The 21,580-nt window shown below is 70.4% G+C and carries 21 protein-coding genes; 8 read left to right on the plus strand and 13 right to left on the minus strand.

Annotated features, from left to right (window positions below; genetic code table 11):
* Positions 1 to 9: 9 nt before the first annotated feature.
* The gene (locus tag BLP38_RS08210) at positions 10 to 585 is read right to left on the minus strand and encodes a hypothetical protein (protein WP_091355776.1); all 576 of its coding nucleotides are present in this window, start codon (positions 583 to 585) and stop codon (positions 10 to 12) included.
* 116 nt (positions 586 to 701) lie between these two features.
* Between BLP38_RS08210 and aroA the strand changes: the two genes are divergently transcribed.
* Genes aroA through bcp form a run of 3 tightly spaced genes read left to right on the plus strand, consistent with a single transcriptional unit; the run spans position 702 to position 3,554 of the window.
* Positions 702 to 2,030, plus strand: coding sequence for a 3-phosphoshikimate 1-carboxyvinyltransferase (aroA, locus tag BLP38_RS08215; protein ID WP_091355780.1), 1,329 nt, complete (start codon positions 702 to 704; stop codon positions 2,028 to 2,030).
* Positions 2,027 to 3,067 (plus strand): ribosome small subunit-dependent GTPase A, encoded by a 1,041-nt coding sequence (rsgA, locus tag BLP38_RS08220; protein ID WP_091359687.1) that lies wholly within the window; start codon positions 2,027 to 2,029, stop codon positions 3,065 to 3,067. The genes aroA and rsgA overlap by 4 nt, the downstream gene beginning before the upstream one ends.
* A gap of 22 nt (positions 3,068 to 3,089) precedes the next feature.
* Positions 3,090 to 3,554, plus strand: a complete 465-nt coding sequence (bcp, locus tag BLP38_RS08225; RefSeq protein ID WP_091355783.1) for a thioredoxin-dependent thiol peroxidase — start codon at positions 3,090 to 3,092, stop codon at positions 3,552 to 3,554.
* Here bcp and BLP38_RS08230 read toward each other — a convergent pair whose 3' ends face one another.
* Positions 3,555 to 3,971 carry a histidine kinase gene (locus tag BLP38_RS08230; RefSeq protein WP_091355787.1) on the minus strand — a complete coding sequence of 139 codons (417 nt, stop codon included), beginning with the start codon at positions 3,969 to 3,971 and terminating at the stop codon, positions 3,555 to 3,557.
* Positions 3,972 to 4,178: 207 nt separating this feature from the next.
* Here BLP38_RS08230 and BLP38_RS08235 point away from each other — a divergent pair, with 207 nt between their 5' ends.
* The gene (locus BLP38_RS08235; RefSeq protein WP_018188706.1) at positions 4,179 to 4,427 is read left to right on the plus strand and encodes a WhiB family transcriptional regulator; all 249 of its coding nucleotides are present in this window, start codon (positions 4,179 to 4,181) and stop codon (positions 4,425 to 4,427) included.
* A gap of 18 nt (positions 4,428 to 4,445) precedes the next feature.
* Here BLP38_RS08235 and BLP38_RS08240 read toward each other — a convergent pair whose 3' ends face one another.
* The 3 genes from BLP38_RS08240 to BLP38_RS08250 form a co-directional block, all read right to left on the minus strand.
* The gene (locus BLP38_RS08240) at positions 4,446 to 5,939 is read right to left on the minus strand and encodes a sensor histidine kinase (protein WP_091355791.1); all 1,494 of its coding nucleotides are present in this window, start codon (positions 5,937 to 5,939) and stop codon (positions 4,446 to 4,448) included.
* Between the two features lie 69 nt (positions 5,940 to 6,008).
* A complete protein-coding gene (locus BLP38_RS08245; RefSeq protein ID WP_091355794.1) occupies positions 6,009 to 7,247 on the minus strand; it encodes an AAA family ATPase in 1,239 nt (412 codons plus the stop codon).
* On the minus strand, positions 7,244 to 7,873 hold the full coding sequence (locus BLP38_RS08250) for an SAF domain-containing protein (RefSeq protein ID WP_091359692.1): 630 nt from the start codon (positions 7,871 to 7,873) through the stop codon (positions 7,244 to 7,246). Before BLP38_RS08250 ends, BLP38_RS08245 begins: the two co-directional genes overlap by 4 nt.
* A 121-nt stretch (positions 7,874 to 7,994) precedes the next feature.
* On the opposite strand from BLP38_RS08250, the gene BLP38_RS08255 reads away from it, so the two are divergent.
* The gene (locus BLP38_RS08255) at positions 7,995 to 8,243 is read left to right on the plus strand and encodes a helix-turn-helix domain-containing protein (RefSeq protein ID WP_091355798.1); all 249 of its coding nucleotides are present in this window, start codon (positions 7,995 to 7,997) and stop codon (positions 8,241 to 8,243) included.
* 28 nt (positions 8,244 to 8,271) lie between these two features.
* On the opposite strand, the gene BLP38_RS08260 is transcribed toward BLP38_RS08255, so the two are convergent.
* Positions 8,272 to 8,865, minus strand: a complete 594-nt coding sequence (locus BLP38_RS08260) for a hypothetical protein (RefSeq protein ID WP_091355801.1) — start codon at positions 8,863 to 8,865, stop codon at positions 8,272 to 8,274.
* Positions 8,866 to 9,007: 142 nt separating this feature from the next.
* Here BLP38_RS08260 and BLP38_RS08265 point away from each other — a divergent pair, with 142 nt between their 5' ends.
* Positions 9,008 to 9,445, plus strand: coding sequence for an Rv3235 family protein (locus tag BLP38_RS08265; protein WP_091355804.1), 438 nt, complete (start codon positions 9,008 to 9,010; stop codon positions 9,443 to 9,445).
* Positions 9,446 to 9,451: 6 nt separating this feature from the next.
* Here the strand turns inward: BLP38_RS08265 and BLP38_RS08270 are convergent, their stop codons facing one another.
* A complete protein-coding gene (locus tag BLP38_RS08270) occupies positions 9,452 to 10,675 on the minus strand; it encodes a pyridoxal phosphate-dependent aminotransferase (protein WP_091355807.1) in 1,224 nt (407 codons plus the stop codon).
* A 72-nt stretch (positions 10,676 to 10,747) separates the two neighbouring features.
* Positions 10,748 to 13,531: a preprotein translocase subunit SecA gene (secA, locus tag BLP38_RS08275; protein WP_091355811.1), complete on the minus strand. Its 2,784-nt coding sequence runs from the start codon at positions 13,529 to 13,531 to the stop codon at positions 10,748 to 10,750.
* Between the two features lie 179 nt (positions 13,532 to 13,710).
* Between secA and BLP38_RS08280 the strand changes: the two genes are divergently transcribed.
* On the plus strand, positions 13,711 to 15,039 hold the full coding sequence (locus tag BLP38_RS08280; RefSeq protein ID WP_091355813.1) for a hypothetical protein: 1,329 nt from the start codon (positions 13,711 to 13,713) through the stop codon (positions 15,037 to 15,039).
* Positions 15,039 to 15,869, plus strand: coding sequence for a serine hydrolase domain-containing protein (locus BLP38_RS08285; protein ID WP_091355816.1), 831 nt, complete (start codon positions 15,039 to 15,041; stop codon positions 15,867 to 15,869). Before BLP38_RS08280 ends, BLP38_RS08285 begins: the two co-directional genes overlap by 1 nt.
* Positions 15,870 to 15,939: 70 nt before the next feature.
* Here BLP38_RS08285 and hpf read toward each other — a convergent pair whose 3' ends face one another.
* The 5 genes from hpf to mtrA form a co-directional block, all read right to left on the minus strand.
* Positions 15,940 to 16,599 (minus strand): ribosome hibernation-promoting factor, HPF/YfiA family, encoded by a 660-nt coding sequence (gene hpf / locus BLP38_RS08290; protein WP_172824682.1) that lies wholly within the window; start codon positions 16,597 to 16,599, stop codon positions 15,940 to 15,942.
* Between the two features lie 116 nt (positions 16,600 to 16,715).
* Positions 16,716 to 17,390, minus strand: coding sequence for a ComF family protein (locus BLP38_RS08295; protein WP_091355823.1), 675 nt, complete (start codon positions 17,388 to 17,390; stop codon positions 16,716 to 16,718).
* Positions 17,391 to 17,479: 89 nt separating this feature from the next.
* Positions 17,480 to 19,156, minus strand: a complete 1,677-nt coding sequence (locus tag BLP38_RS08300; protein WP_091355826.1) for an LpqB family beta-propeller domain-containing protein — start codon at positions 19,154 to 19,156, stop codon at positions 17,480 to 17,482.
* The gene (gene mtrB, locus BLP38_RS08305; RefSeq protein WP_091355830.1) at positions 19,153 to 20,832 is read right to left on the minus strand and encodes an MtrAB system histidine kinase MtrB; all 1,680 of its coding nucleotides are present in this window, start codon (positions 20,830 to 20,832) and stop codon (positions 19,153 to 19,155) included. The genes BLP38_RS08300 and mtrB overlap by 4 nt, the downstream gene beginning before the upstream one ends.
* 19 nt (positions 20,833 to 20,851) lie before the next feature.
* On the minus strand, positions 20,852 to 21,532 hold the full coding sequence (mtrA, locus tag BLP38_RS08310) for an MtrAB system response regulator MtrA (protein ID WP_091355834.1): 681 nt from the start codon (positions 21,530 to 21,532) through the stop codon (positions 20,852 to 20,854).
* Positions 21,533 to 21,580 lie beyond the last annotated feature (48 nt).

Genomic DNA, 21,580 nt, shown 5'->3' on the forward strand with positions numbered 1-21,580 from the left:
TCGTAGCGATCAGGACAGGGGCGTCGTGATGTTGGCGGTGCCCGCGTACGCGATGTCCGGGGTGCCGCTCTCCCAGCCGACGACGTTGATGTCGGCGCTCTTGTCGAACGCGATCCGGGTCGCCGACGTCATGACGACCGTCGCGCCGTCGCCCTTGATCGTGACCGTCCCGACCTCGGGGAGGAGCACACCGCCCGCACTCGCGAGGATCGTCACGGTGGTGCAGTCGCCGGTCAGCTCGACGTACATACCGTCGAGGTCGCGGCCGACGGTCGCCGACCCGTCGACGCACGTCAGGTTCTGCGTCACCAGCTCGCGCAGGCGCGTGCGGTCCAGCTGCGCGCGGACGTCGGGGTCCACCTCGGTGCTCGACTCCGCGTCCGGTGCCGCCGAGGCCTCGGACGCCGCCGGCGCCGGCGAGGCATCCGGAGCATCCGGCATCCACCCGCGCGGGTCCGAGGCCATGGGGGAGGCGCTCGACGCGGGGTCGGTGACGGCCACGGAGCACCCCGCGAGAAGAAGGGGTGCGAGGAAGGCTGCGGCGAGGACGACGGATCGGATGCCGACGCGTGAGGTGTGTTCCATGGGATTCACGCTAGGGGGTCGATGTCGCCGCACTGTCGCCGCGATGTCGCAGATCCGGAACATCGTCGTGACACTCGCTCATCGGCGGCGACGCCCCGTTCAGTAGGCTGGAGACGATGAGCGACGCCCCTTCCTCCCCCGCCCCCGCCGATGAGATTCCCGGCGGGTCCTGGCCGGCGCCCACGCCGGGCGAGCCGGTGCACGCACGCGTCTCGGTGCCCGGTTCGAAGTCGCTCACCAACCGTGAGCTCGTGCTCGCCGCCATCGCCGACGGGCCGAGCCTGCTGAGCGGCGCGCTCCACTCCGACGACTCCGCCCGTATGATCGATGCGCTCCGCGAGCTGGGCGTCAGGATCGACGCCGTTCCGGGCGACTCGCCGTTCGGGCCCGACCTGGACGTCACACCGCCCGCCTCGTTCACCGGGGGCACGACGATCGACTGCGGTCAGGCCGGCACGGTCATGCGCTTCGTCTCCCCCATCGCCGGCCTCGCTGTCGGCGATGTGCACGTCACAGCGCACCCCACGGCCATGCACCGTCCTATGGGCGCGATGATCCAGGCCCTGCGCGAGGTCGGCGCCGACATCGACGACGCCGGAAGCTGGGCCCTCCCCTTCGAGGTCCGTGGCCATGGCCACATCCGCGGGGGCGAGGTGACGATCGACGCGAGTCAGTCGAGCCAGTTCGTCTCGGGGCTGCTGCTGGCCGCCGCCCGATTCGATGTGGGACTGCGACTGATCCACGAAGGCGAGCGCCTCCCCAGCCTGCCGCACATCGAGATGACCGTCGAGGCCCTGGCTCGACGCGGCGTCCACGTCGAGCACCCGACTCCGAACGAGTGGGTCGTCCCGGCCGGTCCCGTGCGCGGCAAGGACGTGGCGATCGAACCCGATCTCTCCAACGCGGCCCCCTTCCTCGCCGCGGCGATCCTGACCGACGGTTCGGTGACGGTCCCGGGGTGGCCCGCTCACTCGACCCAACCGGGGGCCCTGCTCGCCGACATCCTGCCGGTCATGGGCGCGCACGCGTCCCGTCGGGCCGGAGCGCTCACCGTCACCGCCGGTGACCGGATCGCCGGGGTCGACCTCGACCTCTCGGCGGCGAGCGAGCTGACACCCACGCTGTTCGCGCTCGCGGCCTTCGCGGACGCCCCGACGACGTTCCACGGCATCGGGCACATCCGTGGCCACGAGACCGATCGCATCGCCGCTCTCGTCGACAACCTCCGAGCCCTCGGCGGCGACGCGGAGGAACGGGAGGACGGCATCCACATCCGTCCTCGCCCGCTGCACGGCGGGGTCTGGCGGGCTCATCACGATCACCGCATCGCCACGGCGGGCGCCGTGATCGGCCTGCGGGTACCGGGCGTCGTGGTGGACGACATCGGGACGACCGCGAAGACGATGCCCGAATTCCCCCAGTTGTGGGCGGACATGCTCGCGTGAGCTGGCTCAGCGACGACGATGACGACGACCTCGACTTCGACGAGGCCGACATCCGCGTACGCCCCAACCCGAAGGCGAACCGGCCGCGCACCAAGCGACGCCCGGCGCATGCCGACGCCCAGGTCGCCCGCGTGCTCGGCGTCGATCGCGGCAGGTACACCGTCCTCATCGACGAGGACGGTCCGAACGAGCGGCAGATCCTCGCTTCTCGTGCACGGGAGCTCCGCAAACAACCCATCGTCAACGGGGATCGCGCCCGCGTCGTGGGCGACACGTCCGGGGATGACGGCACCCTCGCACGGATCGTCGGAATCGAGGAACGCACCTCGCTCCTGCGACGCAGCGCCGACGACACCGACCACATCGAGCGGATCATCGTCGCCAACGCCGATCAGCTCCTCGTCGTCGTCGCGGCGGCCGACCCGGAGCCGCGACCGCGTCTGGTCGATCGCTACCTGATCGCTGCGCTGGATGCCGGAATGCACCCGATGCTCGTCGTCACCAAGACGGACCTCGCGGACCCGACGGCATTCCTCGCCCATTTCGAGGGTCTCGACGACCTCGAGGTCTTCACGAGCGGTCGCGACGCCATGCCGGTCGACGTCATCGGCGCGCGTCTCGCAGGCCATTCGACGGTCTTCGTCGGGCATTCCGGCGTCGGCAAGTCGACACTCGTCAACGCGCTGGTCCCCGACGCGCTCCGCGCGATCGGGCACGTGAACGAGGTCACCGGACGCGGTCGTCACACGTCCAGCTCCGCCGTCTCGCTGCGGTACGCCGGCCAGGACGGCCGCGGCTGGGTCATCGACACCCCGGGGGTGCGCTCGTTCGGCCTCGGGCACGTCGATCCCGCCAACATCCTGCGGGCCTACACCGATCTGGCGGCCGTCGCGGAGGAGTGCCCCCGCGGGTGCACCCACCTCCCCGACGCCCCCGACTGCGCCATCGCCGAGGCTGTGGCCGAGGGTCGCCTCGGCGAACGGGGAGCCGCACGCCTCGACTCCCTGCAGCGGCTGCTCGCCACCTTCGCCACCTGATCACTCGTCCTAAGATGGTCGGATGCCGCGCCTGGATAGTGGAACCCCCGCACCCGATTTCTCCCTCGTCGACCAGGACGGCCAGCCCGTCTCGCTCGCCGACTTCCGCGGGAGGCGTCTCGTCGCGTTCTTCTACCCCGCCGCGATGACGCCGGGGTGCACGACGGAGGCATGCGACTTCCGCGACAGCGTGGCACCGCTGCAGGCCGCCGGGTACACGGTTGTGGGCATCTCACGGGACGAGCCGGCCAAGCTCCGCGCCTTCCGCGATCGGGACAGCCTCCCCTACGACCTGTTGAGCGACCCTGACCACTCGGCGCACGAGGCCTACGGCGCGTGGGGCGAGAAGATGAACTACGGCAAGGTCGTCGAAGGCGTCATCCGATCGACGTTCGTGATCGACGAGGACGGCGCGATCCTCCACGCGCTCTACAACGTCAAGGCGACCGGGCACGTCGCCCGCGTGCGGGCGCTGCTGGGCGTTTGATCAGACACCGGCGGCGTCGCCCGGCTCCTCGGCGGGATCCTTCGAGCGCTGACCGGCGGTGCGGGCCGCTGCAATGAGCAGAACGAGTCCGACCAGGGCCGGGACCGCGATCGCCGCCGCGAGGCGGAGATCCGCGCCCTCACCCGTGAGGGTGCCGAGCGCGACCGACAGGACGAGGGCCTGGACGACGACTCCGCCGGATCGCCCGCCGGACGCTCCGCGCCAGACGGCGACGGCGAACGCGCCGAGTGCCGCAGCGGCGATGACGGTGAGGCCCAGGAGCGCGACCGAGCTCGCGAGGCTTTCGCTGTCGCCGCGAACGAGAGCGACGAGCTCCCATACCGCGAGGACGAGGACGCCCGTCGCTTCGACGGCGAGCCAGCCCGCCGCGATGCGTTCGATCCGGCTGGTCCGCACGATGATCGCTCCTCCTGGGCGCCGGTGCACGGCGAGGCGCCGAAATACTCCGTTAACCCTTGATTCACATGCCCGGGCATGGGAATATTGACGGGCAAGTGTGCTCCCACAGCGGCGTGGGGCGAGCAACAGCTCGCACACCACCCAGGTTAGTCGACGTCGCCCGGCGTCGCATCCCGACTTCCGATCCCCCTTAGGAGCACCGCTATGGATTGGCGCGACAAAGCCGCCTGCCTGACCGTCGACCCCGAACTGTTCTTCCCCGTGGGGAACACCGGGCCCGCCGTCGACCAGATCGAAAAGGCGAAGTCCGTCTGCGCCCGGTGCACCGTCACCGAACTCTGCCTGCAGTACGCCCTCGAGACCGGCCAGGACTCGGGCGTATGGGGGGGCCTCTCCGAGGATGAGCGTCGCGCGCTCAAGCGTCGCGCCGCTCGCGCCCGCCGCGCCTCCTGACGAGCCCGCGCGCGGGCCTCAGGCCCGCGCGCGCTCGATGTATCGCATCGGGATCTCGATCGTCACCTCGGTGCCGCTGCCCATGAGCGTGTGCCAGTCGATCGTTCCGCTCAGTTCACCCTGAATGAGTGTGCGCACGATCTGCGTACCGAGACCGCGGCCGACCTGACCTTCCGGCAGGCCGACCCCGGTGTCGCGCACGCGCACCAGCAACTGGTCCGCATCCCGCTCGGCGATGATCTCGACCTCGCCCTCTTTGTCTGCCAGGCCGTGCTCGACAGCATTCGTCACCAGCTCGGTCAGCGCGAGGGCGAGGGGCGTGGCGTACTCACTCGGCAGGGTCCCGAACGTCCCGGTCTTGACCGTCCGCGCGCGCGTGTTGGGGGCAGCCGCGACCTCGGCGACGAGCTTGAGCACCCGTTCGAAGACGTCGTCGAAGTCGACGCTCTGCATGAGCCCCTCGGACAGCGTGTCGTGCACGACCGCGATGGCGCTGACACGGCGCATCGCCTGCGTCAGGGCGTCCCGGCCCTCGTCCGAGTGCGTGCGACGCGCCTGGATGCGCAAGAGCGACGCGACGGTCTGCAGGTTGTTCTTGACGCGATGGTGGATCTCGCGGATCGTCGCGTCCTTCGTGATGAGCTCCTGCTCCTGGTGACGGATCTCGCTGACGTCGCGGCAGAGGACGATCGCTCCGATGCGATTGCCGTTCTCGCGCAGCGGGATCGTCCGCAGCGACACGGTGACACCTCGAGCTTCCACATCCGCACGCCACGGCGCGCGGCCGGCCATGACGATCGGGAGGGACTCGTCGAACTGCCGGGATGCCGGCATGATCGTCGTCGCGACCTCCATGAGCGATTCGCCTTCGAGTTCGTCGTCGAATCCCAGCCGGTTGAACGCTGAGAGCGCGTTGGGGCTCGCGAACGTGGTGACGCCGTCCACGTCGAGACGGATGAGCCCGTCCGACGCGCGCGGCGCGCCGCGGCGCGGCGACGTCGGGGCCGTGAGGTCGGGGAAATCGGCTGAGGCGATCATCCCGAAGAGGTCATCGGCGCAGTCGTTGAAGGTGATCTGCTGACGCGACGGGGTCCGCGCCTCCCCGAGGTTCGTGTGACGGGTGAGCACGCCGATCACGCGGGTCTCGCGACCCTCCGCCGCACGTTCGCGGACGATCGGGACGGCACGCACGCGAGTCGGCGTCTCCTCGAACCAATCCGGCGAGGCCGAATCGACCATCCGCCCCTGGGTGAAGGCGTCCTTGACCTGCGTGCGCCACTGCGGACGCACGACGTCACCCACGATGTCGCGGTAGAAGAGCGTCGCCGCACCGCTCGGGCGCGTGTGCGCGACCGCGATGAAAGAGTCGTCCGGCGTCGGGACCCAGACGACGATGTCGGCGAACGCGAGATCGGCGAGCAGCTGACCGTCACCGGCGAGACGGTGGAGCCACTCGACATCCTCCGCGGTGGAACGGCCTTGGGCGTAGACGAGGTCGCTGAGGGTGGACACGCCTCCACCCTAGATCCTCCGTCACACCACTCCCCCGCGAGCACCCGGTGCGCAGAGCCCGTCGACCAGTCAGGCGCTCCGCGCGAGGCGACGCAGGGAGTGCCGGGTCGCGGCCCCTTCGCCCGCCTCCCGCGGTGCCAGGGATTCGGCGACGAGGCGTCGCACCGCGGTCGGCACCGCCGAGCGCGGTGCGACGTGGGCGATGGGACGAGCCGCGAGCATCGCGGCATCCGTGCCCCGGGCGTCCCACGGGACGAAGGCGACGTCCGTGACGCCCGTGTAGCGCTCGAGCGTGCGGCGCACCTGTCCGCGCGCGTCGACGCCGAGCGCGCCAGCCCGGATCTTGTTCACCACGACACGGACCGGCGTCGCGCCCGCCGCGGCCCGGAGGTCGGGCCATGCTCGGACGAAGCGCGACACGCCGACCGGGTCCGCCGCCACGACGGCGAGGACGACGTCGGCCGACTCGAGCGCCGCCAAGGTGGCGGCGTTGCGACGCGGACCGTCGACGAGGTCGCTCACGATCTCTTCGTCGCGCTCGAGCGGCGCGGCCGTGTCGACGACGGTGTCATCGACCCAGGACCGGCAGGCGTCGAGGGCAGCCGCGACCCGTCGGTGCGAGAGCTCGGGCCACCGACCCGGTCGATTGAGGCCCGTCAGCACTTCGAGCTCGCCGAGGGTCGAGGAGATGCGGCTGAGCTCGGCGACCGTCAAGGCGCCGCGGTCGGCCTGCCGGCACGCGGCGGCGAACCCCGGTCCCTCGTCCGCCAGGCCCGTGGCAAGAGCGAGCGACGGCGCGTGCGAATCCGCGTCGACGAGCGCGACCCGATGCGTCGGGGTCGACAGTGCAGACGCCACTTCGATGGCCAGGGTCGTCCGCCCGGGCGCGCCGGATGCGCCCCAAACCGTGATCACGCGACCACGCGCGGCTGCGCCGGGTGCGATCGAGACCGGAGGGGCGAGCATCTCTTCCGCCGGCGCACCGGGATCGTGGGCGGTCAGCCCGAGCGACGCGGCGAGGCGGAGGTCCGCCGAGCGAGAAGACACCGGGACGATCCGCACGGACATCCGATCGCACGCCGCGACGAGTTCCGCCGTCAGCGCGGCGGGGCGCCCCTCGACGACGAGGACGTCGGCGCGGGACAGCTCCGCGAGCAGCTCCGCCGCCTCCGGAGTGGAGAGGGCATCGAACGCGGCCCCAGCGGGAGCGGATGCCGCGACCACCGCGCGCACGTCGGCGTCCTCCTCCCGCAGTCGCCGAGCGAGGTCTTCGCCGATGCGGCCGTCGACGGCGACGACGACTCTCATCGCGACTCCCCGGCGACGGGGACGACCGACAGGCTCGAGTCATCGGAGAGCGCGGCCAGCGTCGCCGCGACATCCGCGCGCGGGATGACGACCTCGAGCGACACGTCTTCGCCCGACACGACGGCATCGTCGCGCGTGACGCTCACGACCGTCGCCGACGGGACGAGGATGCGGGGCTTCCCGACCTCCCCGCCGGCTTCCGTCGGCGCAGCCCACACCTCCACGACGGATCCGGCGCCGACGGCGGCGGACACATCGCCCGCGGTACGGATCACGACGCTCGTCGTGGTCCCGGCATCCGCGTCACCCATCGCACCCTGCGGCACGAGTTCCCCTTCGAGGATCGTCCGCGTGGCGATCGCACCCGGCTCGAGTGAGGCCGGCGACACGTACGTCTCGCCGGCCGTGCCGAGGGCGACGTCGACGACCCGGAGGTCCTGCGCCGTCACGGTCTGCCCGGGCACGATCGTGCGCGCCGCGGCGAACACGGGTGCCGTCTGACGGGCCGATGCGACGACGAGCCAGACACCCGCGACGGAGGCGACGATGAGCGCGATGCCGAGCAGGAAGCGTGCATCGGCCCAGAACGCGCGGGGGGCGGGTCTCACGGTGTCGGGAGTGGTCATGACGCCATGGTGACCGAGCCGCATCGGACGGAGCGGGGATTATCCACAAGCCGCCGTCGCTCGGGAGACGACCATCCGCCGGGCCCATAATGGCCTCATGCCCGATGGAATCCCCGTGCGTATGCTGACGCCCGCTCAGGTTGCGGAGATGCTGCAGCTCGACGTGGATGAGGTCGTCGCGCTCGTTCTTGACGGGCGGCTGCGCGGGGCACGGGTGGGGTCCCCCGCATCCTGGCGGGTCGAGGAGGCCAGTGTCGAGGATTACCTCGACGACCAGGCCGAGGACGCTCGCCTGCACGCGCTGTGGCGCGAATCGAACGCGGCGAGCTTCCCCGAGCTGTGGGGTCGCGGCCGGCGCGGCGGCGAATAGACGAGGGCGCGACGAGGCGAGGGCGCGACTAGGCGAGCGCGACGGGCGAGTCGAGTCGGACCCCCGCCAGCGCACCGAACGGGACCAGCCGGTGACCTGCCACGAGGTCGGCACGACGGGGTGCACCACGATCATGCAGCGCGAGATCGAGGTGATCGGATGCCGCTCGGTCGATGGTCCCGCTGTACTCGCGACCATCCGTGGTCAGAAGAGTCACCGGCACACGGCGTCGCGCGAGATCGCGGAGCACGAATCCGAGGGTCATCCGCTCGCGCAGACGGCTCGGCGTCCCTCCTCGGGCGCTCCGCAGGACGTCGGCGTGGGACGCCCCCAGCGAGACGACGGCGCCGAAGGGGACGACGAGGACTCCTCGTGGCGCGCGGTCGTCGAGCGCGAGCCAGTCGGGGCCGGCCGCGATCGGTCGCCCCGTCATCGAGGCGCCTCCCTTCACATCGACGAGCAGGTCGCCCGCCCCGGCGTCGGTCAGCGCGTTCACACGCTCGAACAAGGAGAGCCGCGCCAGCCGGAGACGCTCCGCCTCGCTGTCGAGCGCGGCCCTCTCCGCCTCCCATTCGGAGTCGAGTTGGTCTTCGAGGTCTTCGAAGAATCGGTCCCAGCGCACGGAGGCGACAGTAGAGGACCGTCGTACGGCCCGCCGCCTTTGTCCACAGGTTGGAGTATTCTCATCCATCCGCACGCGGGGCTGTGCTGTACTCGTGCCGTTCACCTGCTCCGCAGACACCTGTCGCCCGAGAGGAACCGACATGGCCCTCGCCGTCACCGAAGACATCCGCATCCCGCGTTCGGGAAGCTCCCTCGACGTCGCGGAGTACTTCGCGCCGCAACGCACGCCGTCGGCCGAGCTGCCCGACCCTCTTCCGCTGGTGAAGAACCTCACGATCGGCGTCCTCGAGGTGCTCGCCGGTGTTCGCGACGTGGACCAGTTGGCGCGCTGGCTGGGTGAGGACGCCTACCGTGCGCTCGTCACGCGGGCGAACCTCTCGGCCCGCGCGCGCAGCGCACGCGGACTCGCCGCCGTGCGACCCGCCCACCGCATCCTCGCCGAACGCACGTGCGAGCCCTCGGACGGCGCGCTCGAAGCCGTCGTTATCGTCAGCGGTCCGGTCCGGACGCGCGCGGTCGCGATGCGTCTGGAGGGCTGGGACGGACGCTGGCGAGCCACATCGCTCGCGCTCCTGTGACGCGCGTCACTGGCGATACGACGAGAGGAAGTTCCCGAGCCGCTCGATGGCCTCGGTCAGGACCCGAGACTCCGGAAGCGTCACGATGCGGAAGTGATCCGGCGTCGGCCAGTTGAAGCCGGTGCCCTGAACGAGGAGCACGTGCTCCGCCACGAGGAAGTCGTACACGAACTTCGCGTCGTCGTGGATCTCGTACACGTTCGGATCGAGTCGAGGGAAGGCGTAGAGCGCGCCCTGCGGCTTCACGCAGTCGATGCCCGGGATCGCCATGAGCCCCTCCCAGGCGGCATCCCGCTGCTCGTGCAACCGCCCCGTCGGTGCGATCAGCGCATCGATCGACTGCACGCCCGAGAGCGCGGCCTGCACGGCGAACTGCGCCGGGACGTTCGGACACAGCCGGGTCGAGGCGAGGAGCTGGATGCCCTCGAGGAATCCGGCCGCGTGCTTCTTCGGGCCGGTGATGACCATCCACCCGGAGCGGTAGCCCGCGACGCGGTACGTCTTCGACAGTCCGTTGTAGGTGAGGCAGAGCAGGTCCGGCGCCAGGCTCGCGAGCGGGATGTGCGTCGCATCGTCGAACAGGATGCGGTCGTAGATCTCGTCGGCGAGCAGGAGCAGATCGTGCTCGCGGGCGATCTCGACGATGCCCCGCAGCACCTCCCGGGTGTACACCGCTCCCGTCGGGTTGTTCGGGTTGATGACGACGATGGCCTTCGTGCGCGGGCTCACCTTCGACCGGATGTCGTCGAGGTCAGGCTGCCAGCCGTTCTCCCCGTCGGCGAGGTAGTGCACCGGCGTGCCACCGGCGAGGCTCGTCATCGCCGTCCAGAGCGGGTAGTCCGGCGCCGGGATGAGGACCTCGTCGCCCTCGTCCAGCAGCGCCTGCATCGTCATCGTGATGAGCTCGGACACGCCGTTGCCCAGGTAGACGTCGTCGGGATCGAACTTGGGGAAGCCGGGCTCCTCCTCGTAGCGCGAGACGATCGCGCGTCGCGCGGACATGATGCCCCGCGAGTCTGAGTAGCCGTGCGCGTTCGGTACGGCCTCGATCATGTCGCGCACGATCTGGAACGGCGCCTCGAACCCGAAAACTGCGGGATTCCCCGTGTTGAGCTTGAGGATCGAGTGACCCTCGTCTTGCAGCCTGTCGGCCTCGACCAGGGCGGCCCCGCGGATCTCGTAGAGGACGTCCTTCAGCTTGGATGACTGGTCGAGGGTGCGCGGGGTCATCGGTTCAGAATAGCGAAGGCCGACGGGGCCAATGGCGGGTCGGTGGACCGCCCGGCACCCGCCGGCTCGCCGTCACTTCTTCTTGCCGGCCGCCCGGCGCTGCGCGCGGTTGCCCGCATCTGCGGGCTCGGACGCGGCGTCGACCTGCTGACCGAAGGCTCCGCGAGGTGCCTCGGCGGGCGCCTCCTGCTCGGCCTCGCGCTGACGCGCCTTGCTGGTGGCGGCCTGCTGCACCTGACCGCGCTCGTTCCGCACCTCGACCTCACCCGCGTCGTTGGGCGCGGTGTACTGAAGCTTCTGCGCGTCGATGTCGGGCGAGTCCAGCCCCTTGGCCTCGATGTCGCCGCCCTCGGTCTGACGCACCTCGACCTCGAGGTTGAAGAGGAAGCCGACCGACTCCTCCTTGATCTGCGCCATCATCGACTGGAACATCTGGTACCCCTCGCGCTGGTACTCGATGAGCGGGTCGCGCTGAGCCATGGCCCGCAGGCCGATGCCGTCCTTCAGGTAGTCCATCTCGTAGAGGTGATCGCGCCAGCGGCGGTCGAGCACCTGCAGCACGACGCGGCGCTCGAGCTCGCGCATGGCCGGCTCGCCGAGCGTCTCCTCGCGGGAGCGGTAGGCGATCTTCGCGTCCGAGAGCAGCTCGCGCTTGAGCAGCTCCGGCGTCACCTTGCCCTTGTTGCCGCTCTCGGCGACGACCTCGTCGATCGTCACGCCCACGGGGTAGAGCGTCTTCAGCTCGGTCCACATGGCGTCGAAGTCCCAGCTCTCGTTGTGACCCGAGCCGGTGTGTTCGTCGATGATGGCGGCGATGGCGTCCTCGATGAAGTGCTCGACGCGCGACGAGAGGTCGTCGCCCTCGAGCATCTGGCGACGGTCCGCGTAGATCGCCTCGCGCTGGCGGTTGAGGACGTCGTCGTATTTGAGGACGTTCTTGCGGATCTCGGCGTTACGGGCCTCGACCTGCGACTGAGCGCTCTTGATGGCCCGTGAGACCATCGTCGACTCGATCGCCACGTCGTCGGGGAAGTTGGTGCGGGCGAGGATCGCCTCGGCAGCGCCCGACTGGAACAGCCTCATCAGGTCGTCCGTCAGCGACAGGTAGAACCGACTCTCGCCGGGGTCGCCCTGACGGCCGGAGCGACCGCGCAGCTGGTTGTCGATGCGACGCGACTCGTGACGCTCGGTACCGAGGACGTAGAGCCCGCCTGCCTCGACGACGCGATCGGCCTCCTCCTGGACCTTCTCCTTGACGCCCGCGTAGACCTCTTCCCACGCGGCTTCATACTCGTCGGGGGTCTCGACCGGGTCCAGCCCCTTGGCCTTCATCTCCGACACGGCGAGGAACTCGGCGTTGCCGCCGAGCATGATGTCGGTTCCACGACCGGCCATGTTGGTCGCGACGGTGACGGCGGCATAACGGCCCGCGCGGGCGACGATCTCGGCCTCGCGCGCGTGGTTCTTCGCGTTGAGGACCTCGTGCTTGATGCCCTTCTTCGCGAGCAGGCGCGACAGGTATTCGCTCTTCTCGACGCTCACCGTTCCCACCAGCACCGGCTGTCCGGACTCATGGCGCTCCGCGATGTCCTCGACCACCTGCGCGAACTTCGCCTGCTCGTTCTTGTAGACGAGGTCGGACTGGTCCTTGCGGATCATCGGCTTGTTGGTGGGGATGGGAACCACGCCGAGCTTGTAGGTCGACATGAACTCGGCCGCCTCGGTCTCGGCGGTACCGGTCATGCCGGCGAGCTTCTCGTAGAGGCGGAAGTAGTTCTGCAGCGTGACGGTTGCGAGGGTCTGGTTCTCGGCCTTGACGGCGACGCCCTCCTTCGCCTCGATGGCCTGGTGGATGCCCTCGTTGTAGCGACGACCGACCAGGATGCGACCGGTGTGCTCGTCGACGATCATGACCTCGCCGTTCATGACGACGTAGTCCGTGTCGCGCTTGAACAGGGCGAGCGCCTTGATGGAGTTGTTGAGGAACGAGATGAGCGGGGTGTTGGCCGACTCGTAGAGGTTGTCGATGCCGAGGTAGTCCTCGACCTTCTCGATGCCGGGCTCCAGGACACCGATCGTGCGCTTCTTCTCGTCGACCTCGAAGTCGACTCCGGGCTCGAGGGTGCGGGCGATCTTCGCGAACTCGGTGAACCAGCGGTTCGCCTCACCCGAGGACGGACCGGAGATGATGAGCGGGGTGCGGGCCTCGTCGATGAGGATCGAGTCGACCTCGTCGACGATGCAGTAGAAGTGGCCGCGCTGGACGAGGTCCTCGCTCCGCCACGCCATGTTGTCGCGGAGGTAGTCGAATCCGAACTCGTTGTTCGTGCCGTAGGTGATGTCGGCCTCGTACTGCTGGCGCCGAACCTCGGGGTTCTGCCCCGAGACGACCGTGCCGGTCGTCATGCCGAGTGCACGGAAGACACGGCCCATGAGTTCTGACTGGTACGAGGCGAGGAAGTCGTTGACCGTGATGACGTGGACGCCCTTGCCGGCGATGGCGTTGAGGTATGCCGGCAGGGCCGCGGTGAGGGTCTTGCCCTCACCGGTCTTCATCTCGGCGATGTTGCCGAGGTGGAGGGCGGCGCCACCCATGACCTGGACGTCGTAGGGACGCTGACCGAGGGTGCGGCTCGCGGCCTCGCGGACGGCGGCGAACGCCTCGGGCATCAGCTTGTCGAGCGACTCGCCCGCCTCGTGACGTGCGCGGAGCTCGGCCGTCTCGCCGCGCAGCTCCTCGTCGGTGAGGTGCGCGTAGTCCTCTTCGAGCGCCGACACGGCCTTCACGACCTGCTGCAGCCTGCGCAGGACGCGGCCTTCACCGGCACGAAGCAGTTTCTCGAGGGGGTTCGCCACGGAGGTTCTCCATCTGTCGATTCAGCATTCCGACGCGCGATGTCGGGATGCCGGTGCGCAGGACGCGCAGACATACATCGCCATGTTATCCGCCCGTGACCTACGAGGTTGCTGGAGACGCCGGCATCCCCCGGCAGGTGACGGACCGTCGGCATCCGTCGGCCCGTAAGATCGGGCGCATGGCGGGTTTCTGGGGCAGGCGCAAGCGCGAAGACGCGGAGATCGAGGCACAGGATGCCGAACTCAGTCGGAAGGCCGGGGCTGCCCTCGTCGCAGCCGACGAGCGCATCCGGGTGACGGACGACGAGCTGGCGTACGCCGAGATCGAACTCGGGCGCGACGCTACCAAGGACCTGCGCGACGCGCTGGCGGCCGTCCGCCAGCACCTCGGCGAGGCGTTCCAGCTGCATCAGCTCAACCACGACGAGATCCCCGACACCCCCGAGGAGCTGCGCACGCGCAACGCCCGGATCGTGCAGCTGTGCGAATGGGCCGAGGACCTGCTGGACGACCGTACCGAGACGCTGGCCGAATCCATCGCCCGTGCCCGCCGCGCTCCCGAGATCATCGCCGGCATCCGCAGCGACGTCGCTCGCATGCGGGAGCGGCTCCCCGCGTTGAACGCGAGTCTCGAGCGCCTGTCGACGCGGTACTCGGATGCCGCGATGCGGACCGTGCTCGGGAACGCGGCCGAAGCCGCCCAGCTGCTCGATTTCGCCGAGCACAGTTCCGAGGTGTCGGAGCGCCGCCGCGACGCCGGCCAGCGCGAGCAGGCGAACCTCGCCCTCGAGACGGCGATCGAGGCGTCCCGGCGCGCGGGCACCCTCGTCGAAGCGGTCGACACCTTCGAGATCGAAGCCCTCCGCGCCGAGTCCACCCTCGCGGCGATCGTCGACGACTCGCGCGAGGACCTGATCGTCGCGCAGCCGCTCCGCGCGACCCCCGACGTCGCGGCCGCGGCCACGGAACTCGAGTCGGCGCTCGGCGCGCTCACCCCCGCGGGGAGCAAGCCCGACCCCTTCACCGAGCTCAACCGGCTCCGCACCGCGAACGCCGCCCTCGACGCGGCGGTCGCCAAGGCCCGTGCCCGCGCGGAGCGTCCCGTCCCGTCCGAGGCGCACGTCCGGCACGCGATCGACGACGCCGACCGCCAGATCGGCGTCGCCCGCAGCGTCATCTCGGGCCACCGCGGCTGGATCGGCGCGGACGCCCGCACCCGCCTCGCCGAGGCCGAGCGCATTCGGAACGACCTCATGCGCTTCGCCGGGCCGATCCCCGAGGACGACCGCGAGGAGGCGATGGGCCTCGCCCGTCGCGCCGGCCAGCTCGCCGCCGAGGCACTCGATCTCGCCCAGCGCGACATCGACTCGTCGCGCCCGAACGACTGGGGCAACGGAGGCGGCTACGGCGGCCGCGGCATGGGCGGGGGCATGGGCGGCGGAAGCCTGGCCGGCGGTCTGCTCGGCGGTCTCGTGATCGGCGGGCTCCTCGACGGCATGTTCGACTGATGACGGCGCTCGACGACGCCGTCGCGGTCTCACAGGGATGGGATGTCCCGCACGCATCGGTCGCGGTCGTCACCGCCGACGGGCGGACCGCGGCATCCGCCGGCGATCAGGACCGGGTGTACCGGCTCGCCTCGGTGACCAAACTCCTCAGCGCCTACGCCGCTCTCGTCGCCGTCGAGGAGGGCGCACTCTCTCTCGATCAACCCGCCGGCCCGCCGGGAGCGACCGTCGAGCACCTCCTGGCGCACACCGCCGGGTACGACTTCTCGTCGACGACCCTCCGCGCGGCTCCGGGGGAACGCCGCCTGTACTCCAACACGGGCTTCGAGGTCCTCGCGGATCTGCTGGAGTCCGAGACCGGGATCGCCTTCGACGCCTACGCCCAGGAGGCGGTCTTCGCGCCACTCGGAATGGCCCACACGTCGATCGGCGACTCGGCTGCGGCAGGCGGATCGTCCACGACCGCCGACCTGGCGCGATTCGCCGCGGAGCTGCAGCAGCCGCGTCTGCTGGACCCCGCGACGCTCGAGCGCGCGACCGGGGTGTCGTTCCCCGGGCGCCGCGGCGTCCTCCCGGGTTTCGGCCAGCAGCCCGAGAACGACTGGGGCCTCGGACTGGAGATCCGTGGAACGAAGAGTCCGCACTGGACGGGCGCGCACAACTCCCCCGAGACCTTCGGACACTTCGGCCAGTCCGGCACGTTCCTGTGGGTGGATCCTCGAGCGGGTGCCGCGCTCGTCGCGCTGACGGACCGCCCCTTCGGCCCGTGGGCCGCCGAGGTCTGGCCCCCGTTCAGCGACGGGGTGCTCGAGGCTCTCCGGACAGGCTGAACACAGAAATCAGACGAAGAGAGGGTGGATGCCGCGCGGCATCCACCCTCTCTTCTCAGGTCGTGTCAGGTCAGGAGGCGAGCTCCGCCGGTGCGGCCGTGGTGGTCAGGGAGATGACACCGTAGTCCCAGCCCTTGCGCCGGTACACGACGCTCGGCTGGTCGGTGCGGGCGTCGATGAAGAGGAAGAAGTCGTGGCCGACCAGTTCCATGCGGTCCACAGCGTCTTCCACCGTCATCCATTCTGGGTCGAACCGCTTGGTGCGGATGACGACGGGCGTGTAGTCCTCTTCGTCCTCGGCTCCCGTGATGATCGGCACTTCACCCGTCGCCACAGCGCGGATGACGTCGACCGAGGCGGGCTGCACGTCGATGCCCTGGAGCGTCCCGGTGCCCTTCTCGAGCTTCGCGCCGCGGGGGTGGTTGCGGAGGTCCACGCGCTTCTCCTTCGCCCGGCGGATCTGCTCGCCGAGCTTGGTCATGGCGAGATCGAGAGCGGCGAACTTGTCGCCGTCCACCGCCTCTGCGCGCACGACGGGTCCCTTGCCCGTGAGGGTGACCTCGACGGTCTCATCCTCGCGGCCCCCGTTGTGATAGGCGCGGTGCGTGACCTTGATGTCGAGCCGCTGCGCCCGGGGGGCGAGGTGCTCGATGCGGGCGGACTTCTCCTCGACAACGGAGCGGAATCGGTCGCTGACGCTCACTCCCACGCCGACGATACTGATCTCCATCGTGACCTCCTTGTTCCGGTCCACCCGGTCAAGGGCGGACCTCGGTTCGCCTTGTGTCCCCCCACCGTAGTGCCGTCTCCGCGCTATGTCACGACCAGATCACGATGGATCCGCCCTCAGCCGCGCGAGGATCCGCGCAGCGGCGTAGAGGCGATCGCGACGGCGCCCGTGACATGGACTCCCGCCTCGGCCAGCGCTCGCGCGGCCTCGGCCAGAGTGGCTCCCGTCGTGACCACGTCGTCGACGAGGACGACGCACCGTCCGGCGAGTCTCGCCGCCGCACGTGGCCGCACCCTCATCACGCCGGCGAGATTCGCGGCGCGCTCCCGGCGGCCGAGGAGGCGCTGGTCGGCGGTCGGGCGCACGACACGCAGCAGCGCGAACGGTCGCCAGCCCGCGCGCCGGCACGCGAGGACGACGGGTGCATACCCTCGGCGCCTCATCGACGAGCGGCTCGCGGGGATCGGCACGGGAACGGCGTCCCACCCGGACGGCCAGGCCTCGCGGAGCGCCCTGCCGAGCGGCGCGGCGAGCGCAGTCCGCCCCTCCTCCTTGAACGCACGGATGACGCGGGCCGCCACGGCGTCGAAGACCAGGGCGCTGCGCACCTCCAGCCCACCGGCAAGACGCCGGGCACGAGGATCGGGGCGAAGCTCCGCGACGCAGCGTTCGCACAGATCGACGTCGTTCAGGTCGCACCCCGCGCACACGACGGGGAACACGACGGCGAGGGCTTCTGCGACCGCGCGGCGCACGCGTGACGGGGCGCGGGGTTCCGTGGGGTGCGGCATCCTCCCACCGTGCCCTCCGACGACCGGTCGCGGCGGGGGCCGTGGCGCGTTGCGGATGGACGCGGCAGGAGCTCTCCTGGGGAGGAGGATCAGCCGGGCAGTCCCTGCTGATCCGCCAGAACGCTGACGTCCGACGCGAGGATCTGCCAGGAGCCGCGCTGCGCGTAGAGGCTGCCGTCGTCGGTCAGCAGGAAGACGCTGCCGCTCTGGTTGCCGCCCGCGACCGCGACGACGCCGTCGGGGCCGCGGACCTCGGTCCCCTGGCCGCCGACCGTCTGCTCGCGGACGACCCGCTGCTGCCCGTCGACGTACACGACGGCGATGGTCGCCCCGTCGATCCACGACAGGTCGACCCCCCTGCCGCCGAGGGTCGCCACCGGGAGCGGTTGCCCGAGGGAGGTGGGGACGGAACCGCTCTCGTCGCGGATGATCCCCGCCACCCAGACGGCCCACTGTCCGCCGGACCGCACCAGCGCGGCCACGCGGGCGCCGTCGCGGGAGACCCGCATCGCCGCGACCTCCGTCGCGCCGACCCACCCGGCCGGGATCTTCCGCGCGGTACCGTCCGGGGCGTAGGCGACGACCTCACCGGGCTGGTCCTCCGGCACCGTCCAGATGTACCCGAACGTGTCGACCGTCGGCGCCGTCATCCCCGCGCGGGTGTCCACCTCGGTCCGCTGCCCGTCGGAGGACACGCGGAGGATCGCGCCGCTCCCGGTGCGGACCGCCGCCGTCGTACGCGCGGCGTCCGTCTCCACCGACTCGGGATCCGCCTCGTCCAACGCGTCGCCGAGCCCCGGCACCTCCTCGACGTCGTTTCCGGAGAGGAAGCCGAATGCGCCGTCCCGGAGGACGAGCGGGCGCGCATCGACCGCCGTCGACCTCGTGGTGCGCGCCGTGACGTCGAGGGGCTCGTCGCCGACGAGCATCTGCACATCGAGGATGCCCGCCCCGGCGAGGCTCGCCTCGAGCTGGGTCTTCATGCGCGCCAGGGTTTCGCGGTTGAGATCGCGGATCGACGGATCGAAGGAGATCTGCGCGATGCCGGACTGCACCGGAACGGAGGGTTGGGTGAGCGTCACCTCGCCCGTGAACGCCGACCGGACCGATTCCGCCATCCAGGGACTCGGCGACCCCGAGACGAGGGCCGCGGTGATCCGCGTGGCGGGGTTGGTCGAGGGGAACCACCGCACATCCGGGATGAGGGTCCGCCACCCCCGGTCGAAGTAGGAGAGGTCGTAGCTCTGGAAGACCGAGCCGAATCGGTTGGCGTCGAGGACGATGCCGTCGGGCGCCTGTGCGATGCGCCACTGACCGCGTTCCTGCACGAGGGAGAAGGTGAAGGGGATGCGGCCGGGGTCGGCCGGCCGGTAGGAACCGGTCGCGTCGACGGTCGCAACGGGTTCGACGCTGAACACGAGCTCGTTCTCGGCGGGCGACGAGATCGAGCTCTCACCGGGCGCGTAGACGGTGACACCCGCCTGCGGCTGCCACTTCTGACGGAAGGTGGTCGTGAGGAACTCCTGCGCCACCTTCCAGTTGCCGCGCGGCCCGGAACCGGCGGCGATGAACCCCTCGACGATCTGCTGCGGGGTGGCATCCCTCACGGGGCTGTTGGGGACGTAGGAGAAGTCCGGCGGTCCCTCGACCTCGTCGATCGCCTTGCCGACGTGGACGGATCCGCCGGTGGGCAGACCCGCGCAGGCCGTCAGGATGAGGGCGAGGGCGAGCGCGATCACCGTACTGACGGCGCGACGGACGGTCATGGTCTCTCCTCCCGCTGCGGCAGGGTGATCGGCTGGGTGAGCCCGAGTTCCCCGAGCGCAGCGTCGTCTCGCGGGTCGAGCTCGATGGGCGATCCCCCGGTGAGGTGCTCCCCCGGCCTGCGGGGAAGGGTCAGCACGAAGTGGCTTCCGCCGCCGAGCTCCGACCAGACCTCGAGGGTACCGCCGTGCAAGCGCGCGTCTCCGAGGGAGAACGAGAGCCCGAGGCCCGTGCCGCCGATCGTCCGACGCCGCGACGGGTCCGCGCGCCAGAACCGGTCGAACACCCGCTCGGTGTCCGCGTCGCTCATGCCCAGGCCGAAGTCCCGGACCCCCAGAGCGACGGCGCGCTGATCGCTGTCGACGGTCACGACGATCGGACGGCCCTCGCCGTGTTCGATCGCGTTGCCGAGCAGGTTCCGGACGATACGGCGGATGCGGCGAGGATCCATCTCCACCGGCGAGTAGCCGCCGGGGGCCACCAGCCGTACGTCACTGCCATGCTGCTCCGCGAGCTGGGCCATCGACTCGATCGTGTCCTCGGCCAGGTGGGCGAGGCTCGTCGCCTCGAGCTCCAGCTGAACCGAGCCCGCGTCGTAACGGCTGATCTCGAGCAGGTCGCCGAGGAGCACCTCGAACCGCTGCACCTGCGCATGCAGCAGCTCAGCGGCGCGCGCGGTCGAGGGGTCGAACTCCTCGCGCTGGTCGTTGATCATGTCGGCCGCGAGGCGGATCGTCGTGAGAGGTGTGCGGAGCTCGTGCGAGACATCCGAGACGAAACGCTGCTGCACGAGGGACAGCTCCGCGAGCTCCTTGATCTGCCCCTCGATGCTGTCGGCCATCGCGTTGAAGGACCGGCCCAGGGTCGCGAACTCGTCCTCGCCTCGGACGGGGAGGCGCACGGCCAGATCGCCGGCGGCGAGCTTGGCGCTCGTCTCGGCCGCCTGGGCGATGGGCACCGTCACCGACCTCAGGACGAACAGCGAGATCCCGCCGATGAGGACGAGGAGGGCTGCGCCGACCACCCAGAGGGTCACCTGCACGAACTGCAGCGTCTGCGCCTCCGACCCCAGGTCGTAGGCGAAGTAGACCTCGTAGGCACCGGCCTCGGGCACGATCAGCTGCTGACCGACGATGATGCCGGGGGTCTCGCCGCCATCGGCCTCGGGCAGCCCGATGGACTGCCACCACTGCCGGTCCGCCGACAGCCGCACGCTTTCGCGGAGCTCCGGGCGGATCATCGACTCCTCGAGTCCGCCGGCCTCGAAGTTCTGCGGGGCGATCGCCGACGGCTCGTCGTCGATGCGGAACACCGCGAGCATCGTGGTCCCCGCCTGGCGCGACAGGATCTCCCGCCTCACCTCGTCCATGAGGACCTGGAGCGCAACCTGGTCGCTGTCGACGACGGCCGCGTCGAACGTGCTCTGCGCGGCCTGCGTGGCGCGCTGCGCGGCATCCTGCACCTGCTCGGCGCGGGATTCGTACAGGTCCGTGAGGATCGCGAGCGACATCCAGACGAGCGCCACGACGATCGTCAGCGCGGTGAGGGTCAGCGTGACGACCAGCGTCCGGAAGCGCAGGGACCGTCGCCACAGGAACCGGATGCGTCGCTGCCAGGACCGCCAATCGCGCCAGACCGGGACGACGGTGTGCGTACCGGTGCGAGCCGTCACCGACACGGGAGGATCCTCCGGCCGGTCACACGGCGGCGCCGGCGCGGTAGCCCACGCCGCGCACGGTCGTCACGATCTGCGGGTTGTCGGGGTCGCGCTCCACCTTCGCGCGCAGCCGCTGCACGTGGACGTTCACGAGCCGCGTGTCGGCCTTGTAGTGATAGCCCCAGACCTGCTCGAGGAGCATCTCGCGGGTGAAGACCTGCTGGGGCTTCGAGGCGAGTGCGACGAGGAGCTCGAATTCCAGCGGAGTGAGCGCGATGACCCCCTCCGCCCGACGGACCTCGTGCGCGGCGACGTCGACCGTCAGGTCGCCGATCCGCAGGTTCTCGGTCTGCGCGTCGGCGGTCGGCCGCAACCGGGTGCGGATGCGGGCGACGAGCTCCTTCGGGTTGAAGGGCTTGACGATGTAGTCGTCGGCGCCCGATTCGAGGCCCCGGACGACGTCGGCGGTATCGGTGCGGGCCGTGAGCATGATGATCGGGATGCCGGACTCGGCACGCACCCGGGTGCACACCTCGATGCCGTCCATGCCGGGCAGCATCAGGTCGAGCAGGATCAGGTCGGGACGCTCTTCACGCCACGCGTCGACGGCGGCCGCACCGTCGGCGCAGAAGGCCACGTCGAAGCCTTCCGTGCGCAGCACGATGCCGATCATCTCTGCGAGAGCGGTGTCGTCGTCGACAACCAGGATGCGCGATGTCATAGAGCCGATGTCGTCCTTCGGGGTTGGCGGATGCCGGTGCTCCGCCAC

The sequence above is a fragment of the Microbacterium sp. LKL04 genome, assembly GCF_900102005.1.
Classification (GTDB): Bacteria; Actinomycetota; Actinomycetes; order Actinomycetales; family Microbacteriaceae; genus Microbacterium.

Coding starts and splice junctions, on each gene's coding strand:
- BLP38_RS08210 (WP_091355776.1), bottom strand. CDS start 585: ATGGAACACACCTCACGCGTCGGCATCCGATCCGTCGTCCTCGCCGCA.
- aroA (WP_091355780.1), top strand. CDS start 702: ATGAGCGACGCCCCTTCCTCCCCCGCCCCCGCCGATGAGATTCCCGGC.
- bcp (WP_091355783.1), top strand. CDS start 3,090: ATGCCGCGCCTGGATAGTGGAACCCCCGCACCCGATTTCTCCCTCGTC.
- BLP38_RS08235 (WP_018188706.1), top strand. CDS start 4,179: ATGGATTGGCGCGACAAAGCCGCCTGCCTGACCGTCGACCCCGAACTG.
- BLP38_RS08245 (WP_091355794.1), bottom strand. CDS start 7,247: ATGAGAGTCGTCGTCGCCGTCGACGGCCGCATCGGCGAAGACCTCGCT.
- BLP38_RS08250 (WP_091359692.1), bottom strand. CDS start 7,873: ATGACCACTCCCGACACCGTGAGACCCGCCCCCCGCGCGTTCTGGGCC.
- BLP38_RS08255 (WP_091355798.1), top strand. CDS start 7,995: ATGCTGACGCCCGCTCAGGTTGCGGAGATGCTGCAGCTCGACGTGGAT.
- BLP38_RS08265 (WP_091355804.1), top strand. CDS start 9,008: ATGGCCCTCGCCGTCACCGAAGACATCCGCATCCCGCGTTCGGGAAGC.
- BLP38_RS08270 (WP_091355807.1), bottom strand. CDS start 10,675: ATGACCCCGCGCACCCTCGACCAGTCATCCAAGCTGAAGGACGTCCTC.
- BLP38_RS08280 (WP_091355813.1), top strand. CDS start 13,711: ATGGCGGGTTTCTGGGGCAGGCGCAAGCGCGAAGACGCGGAGATCGAG.
- BLP38_RS08285 (WP_091355816.1), top strand. CDS start 15,039: ATGACGGCGCTCGACGACGCCGTCGCGGTCTCACAGGGATGGGATGTC.
- hpf (WP_172824682.1), bottom strand. CDS start 16,599: ATGGAGATCAGTATCGTCGGCGTGGGAGTGAGCGTCAGCGACCGATTC.
- BLP38_RS08295 (WP_091355823.1), bottom strand. CDS start 17,390: ATGCCGCACCCCACGGAACCCCGCGCCCCGTCACGCGTGCGCCGCGCG.
- BLP38_RS08300 (WP_091355826.1), bottom strand. CDS start 19,156: ATGACCGTCCGTCGCGCCGTCAGTACGGTGATCGCGCTCGCCCTCGCC.
- mtrA (WP_091355834.1), bottom strand. CDS start 21,532: ATGACATCGCGCATCCTGGTTGTCGACGACGACACCGCTCTCGCAGAG.